This window comes from Glycomyces dulcitolivorans, assembly GCF_003265355.1.
In the GTDB taxonomy this organism is placed as follows: Bacteria; Actinomycetota; Actinomycetes; order Mycobacteriales; family Micromonosporaceae; genus Glycomyces; species Glycomyces dulcitolivorans.
Window position 1 is genome coordinate 1 of record NZ_QFRW01000172.1, and the last position, 4,547, is coordinate 4,547.

Annotated in this window: 4 protein-coding genes; 2 read left to right on the plus strand and 2 right to left on the minus strand. The window is 71.3% G+C overall.

Annotated elements, in window-relative coordinates:
• Positions 1–59: 59 nt before the first annotated feature.
• Positions 60–1,031, minus strand: a complete 972-nt coding sequence (locus DI269_RS13665) for an aldo/keto reductase (RefSeq protein WP_112136737.1) — start codon at positions 1,029–1,031, stop codon at positions 60–62.
• Positions 1,032–1,137: 106 nt separating this feature from the next.
• Here DI269_RS13665 and DI269_RS13670 point away from each other — a divergent pair, with 106 nt between their 5' ends.
• The gene (locus DI269_RS13670) at positions 1,138–2,298 is read left to right on the plus strand and encodes a nucleoside 2-deoxyribosyltransferase domain-containing protein (protein WP_157974977.1); all 1,161 of its coding nucleotides are present in this window, start codon (positions 1,138–1,140) and stop codon (positions 2,296–2,298) included.
• On the opposite strand, the gene DI269_RS13675 is transcribed toward DI269_RS13670, so the two are convergent.
• The gene (locus DI269_RS13675) at positions 2,295–3,761 is read right to left on the minus strand and encodes an Hsp70 family protein (protein WP_112136741.1); all 1,467 of its coding nucleotides are present in this window, start codon (positions 3,759–3,761) and stop codon (positions 2,295–2,297) included. The two genes, DI269_RS13670 and DI269_RS13675, sit on opposite strands and share 4 nt — an antisense overlap.
• 240 nt (positions 3,762–4,001) lie before the next feature.
• On the opposite strand from DI269_RS13675, the gene DI269_RS13680 reads away from it, so the two are divergent.
• The gene (locus DI269_RS13680; protein WP_112136743.1) at positions 4,002–4,493 is read left to right on the plus strand and encodes a hypothetical protein; all 492 of its coding nucleotides are present in this window, start codon (positions 4,002–4,004) and stop codon (positions 4,491–4,493) included.
• Positions 4,494–4,547: the final 54 nt, after the last annotated feature.

A 4,547-nucleotide genomic window follows, 5' to 3' on the forward strand; every position in this document is an offset into this window, starting at 1 on the left:
AACGCGAACGCGTGCGCCGACGACTCTCGTCGTCGGCGCACGCGTGCTGTACTGCGGTTCTACCAGGCGTAGGCCTCGGGGGCGGCGCCGCCGGGGCCGGGGAAGAGCTCGTCGAGGGTCGCGAGGTCCTTCTCGTCGAGTTCGACGTCAAGGGCGGCGACCGCGTCGTCGAGCTGGGAGATGACGCGCGGGCCGATGATCGGGCCGGTGACGCCGGGCTGGCGCAGGACCCAGGCCAGGCCGAGGATCGCCGGGGCGACCCCCTTCTCGGCCGCGAGCGCCTCGTAGCCTTCGAGGGCCGGGCGGTGCTGCTCGATGCGTTCGGCCACATGGGCGCTCGCGCGGCGGCCGGTCTCGGCGGCCTTGGCGAGGACGCCGCCGAGGAGCCCGCCGGCGAGCGGGGACCAGGGGATGACGCCGAGGCCGTACTGCTGCGAGGCGGGGATGACCTCAAGCTCGATGTTGCGGTTGACGAGGCTGTAGATGGACTGCTCGGAGACGAGGCCGAGGCTGCCGCGCTTGGCGGCCTGCTCGTTGGCCTGCGCGATCATCCAGCCCGCGAAGTTCGACGAGCCGGAGTAGACCACTTTGCCCTGAGCAACAAGGACGTCGATGGCCTCCCAGATCTCCTCCCAGCGGACCGAGCGGTCGACGTGGTGGAACTGGTAGAGGTCGATCCGGTCGGTCTGGAGCCGCCGCAGCGACGCCTCGACCTGGGCGCGGATGCTGTAGGCGGACAGGCCGCGGTCGTTGGTGCGGTCGCTCATCGCGCCGTACACCTTGGTGGCGAGGACGACCTGGTCGCGGGCCTCGGGGCGGGCGGCGAACCAGCGGCCGATGATCTCCTCGGTCCAGCCCTTGCGGTCGCGGCCGTACACGTTGGCGGTGTCGAAGAAGTTGACGCCGAGTTCGAGCGCGCGGTCCATGATCCGGTGCGCGTCGGCCTCCTCGGTCTCGGGACCGAAGTTCATGGTGCCGAGGACGATGCGCGAGACCTGGACGCCCGCGCGGCCCAGCTGGGTGTATTCCATGGGTGCTCCTTTGATCGATCCCATCCTAGACCCGCGCAGAAAGCCTTTTCCCGGGTCGCGCTGCCGTAGAATGGGGCGGCCCGCAGGCGCGTCGAGAGGAGTCCCGGTGGCATCCGAGGTCGTTGTGGTGCATGCGAACGAGACGCCGCCGGACTGGTGGGACGCCGCGGTGTTCCTGGCCGGGCCGCTGCCGCGCTCGGCCGACGTGGCCTCCTGGAATCCGGAGGCGATCGGGCACCTGCGCAAGCGGTGGGACCGGGACGGGCGGCTCGTGGTGTTCACGCCGGAGCTGCGCGAGGGCGTCCTGGCCGACTACACCGGGCAGATCGAGTGGGAGCACCGCGGGCTGCACGACGCCGACGTGATCCTGTTCTGGGTGCCGCGGGACCTGGAGACCATGCCCGCGTTCACGACCAACATCGAGTTCGGGGCCTGGTTCGACTCCGGGAAGATCGTCTTCGGCGCGCCCGCTTCGGCGGTGAAGAACGAGTACCTGCTGCACCTCGCCGAGTCGCGCGGCGTCCCGGTCGCCGACCGGCTCGACGCCGCCTGCGGCGCGGCCCTGGACCTCATCGGGGACGGGTCGCGGCGCGAGGGCGGGGAGCGGTCGGTGCCGCTCCTGGTGTGGCGCACCGACAGCTTCCAGACCTGGTACGGCGCGCAGCGGGACGCGGGCAACGTCCTCGAAGGCGTCCATCTGGAGTGGACGTTCCGCGTCGGGGAGCACCGCGAGGCCGTCATGTACTGGGCGGCCCATGTCCAGGTGCGCGTGACCGCCGAGGACCGGTCCAAGACCAACGAGGTCGTCATCTCCCGGCCCGACACCGCCCAGGTGCTGCTCTACCGGCCCGGGGCCGCACTGGACGAGACGGTGATCGTCCTGGTCCGCGAGTTCCGCTCCCCCGCTTCGACTCCCGACGGCTTCGTCCACGAGCTCCCCGGCGGCAGCAGCCGCGAGGAGTCCGACCCGGCCGTGCAGGCGCGCGACGAGGTCGAGGAGGAGACCGGCCTGATCCTGACCGCCGGCCGCCTGCGCCGCATCGGGACCCGGCAGATCGCGGCCACGATGTCGGGCCACCGCGCGCACCTCTTCGCCGCCGAGCTCACCGAGTCCGAACTGGCATGGCTCCGCGCCCAGGACGCCCCGCACGGCGCGGGCGACTCCGAGCGCACGTGGACGGAGATCGCGACCTACGCCGAGATCCGGAAGCAGTCTCTTGTGGACTGGTCCACGCTGGGGATGATCGCGCAGGCGCTGGGAGGCTAGTCGCAGACGCTCGGGTCGGTGCCGGCGTAGGAGTAGGTGATCGTGACCGGGTCGGCGAGGGGGCGCTCCTCGCCCGCGGCGGGGTCCTGGCCGATGACCTCGCAGTCGTCGTACCAGGGGCCGAAGAGGCCCTCCTGCTCGCCGGTGCGGGAGACGTCGGTGAAGCCCGCGCCGTTCAGTGCGGCTTCGGCGTCGTTGGCGGTCATGCCCGCGACGTCGGGGACGGTGCCGACCGAGGCGCTCTCCTCGGCGTTCTGACTCTCGTCGTCGTCCTCGGTCTCCGAGGCCGACTCGGAGGCGACGGCCTGCGGCGAGCCGGGGGCCTCCTGGCCGCCGACGCCGCTGCCGCCCTCTTCATCGACGGAGCTGGCGGCGTCGCTCGTCGCGGCGCTCGCGGTGGGTTCGGGGGTCTCCGAGGCGCCGCCGTCGGCCTGGTCGTCGCCGAGCTGGTTGCCGAACACGGCCCCGGCGGCCACGAGCGGCAGGAGGACGGCGGCGAGGACGCCGAGGCGCCGCGTCGTCTTGCCGCGGCTCGTGCCTTCCGCCGGGGCGACGGGGGCGTTGGCGAGGGCCACGATGCGGGCGCCGTCGGCCGCGGCGGCCTCGGGGAAGGCCGGGAGGACCGGGTCGAGGCCGGTGCGCTCGGCGAGGACCGTGGCGAGCAGCGGGGTCCGGCTGGCGCCGCCGACGAGGATGAGGCCGGTGACGGCGGTGTCGGCCTCGGCGATCGCCTGGACGACGAGGTCGGCGCTCTGGAGGAGGAGTTCGCCGATGCACGACTCGACCTCGTCGCGCGTCAGGTGCAGGTCGCGCTCGCCGATCGGCAGGTGCACGCCCGCCCTGGGGCGCTTGGAGATCAGCTCCCTGGCGGACCGGATCTCGTCGAGGAGCGAGGCGCGCAGCGCCTCCTCGTCGATGTCGGTGGGCGCGCCGACCTTGTCCCAGAACTCGGGGTCGGTGTCCCGGTAGCGGCCCGACAGGTACGCGAAGAGCAGCTGGTCGAACTCGCGGCCGCCGACCTCGCCGGTGGTCACCGAGCCGCGGTGCTGAAAGTCGTCCTCGCCGCGGACGACGATCGAGACCTCGAACGACCGCGCGCCGAGGTCGCACACGACCAGCCCCGCCCCGGGGCCGAGCTCGCGCCCGAGGCCCTTGACGTAGCAGACCGCCGCGGCCTCGGGCGCGGCCATGATCTCGACCTCGCCCAGCCCGGTCTCCCCGGCCAGGTACACCAGTTCCTGCCGCCGCGCCGCCCCCCACGAGGCGGGCACCGCGAACCCGACCGGGACCGCTCCGCCGGCCTGGTCCCGGGCATCGCGGACCCGCCCGAGGACGGCCTCAAGGGGCTGGTCGCCGTCGAGCTCGCGGATCTCGGACTCCTGGTCGCCGCGTCGAACCGACAACCGGACCGAGGAGCTCCCGAGCTCGACGCCGATCGCGGTCGCTACCGGGGTGTGCTGCATGATCCGAGTCTAGGAACACGGATAGACCGCCTTTGATCTACCTTGCACCCAATCCCCTTTACCTGCACAAACGCCCACTCCTGTCGCTTTGCGTCCTCTACTGGTGACCGATTGCCCCCGGTATTTCAACTGCAAAGCTTGGGCCGATCCCCGATTAATCGGTGGTCAAAGCCCGGTCAAACAGGTGCGCCGAGACTGGACGGACTTCATTTCCCTTCAGTGCGAGAACGGACCGTCGGCTTGAGAATCATCATCGAACCCATGCGGCGCAGCCTCAACCGGGCCTTCGCGCGCATCGCGCTCCTCCTCGCGGCCGTCGCCGTCGCGGTGATCGCGCTGCCGTCGGCGGCCATGGCCGACGAGTACTACTACAGGGCCTGCGCCTACACGTGGTACAACTGCCAGACCGGCGTCACGGGCTATATCGCCGAGGGCGACTGCGGGACGGCGAACTCCTACCACCACAAGACGTATGTCTGCGTCGACTACGACGGCGACTACGTCTACGTGTACGACGGCCAGGCCGACGGCTACGCGGCGATGGCCTACGTCAGCACGCGCGCCGGCGAGATTCAGGGGCGGTACTGCCGGAACAACCACGGCTACGGCACCATGGCGCGGTGCAACTTCGACTGGGTCGAGGACACCGACCACTTCGTGCAGGCCGGTTACAAGATCGACTACGCCACCGAGGCTCCACTCCAGACGCTCTGGGAATGGTCGGGCAAATAGCCTCCGGCCCCTGGTGACGGAGCGGCTCGACCGCGGACCCGCCGCGGTCGAGCC

Coding starts and splice junctions, on each gene's coding strand:
- DI269_RS13665 (WP_112136737.1), bottom strand. CDS start 1,031: ATGGAATACACCCAGCTGGGCCGCGCGGGCGTCCAGGTCTCGCGCATC.
- DI269_RS13675 (WP_112136741.1), bottom strand. CDS start 3,761: ATGCAGCACACCCCGGTAGCGACCGCGATCGGCGTCGAGCTCGGGAGC.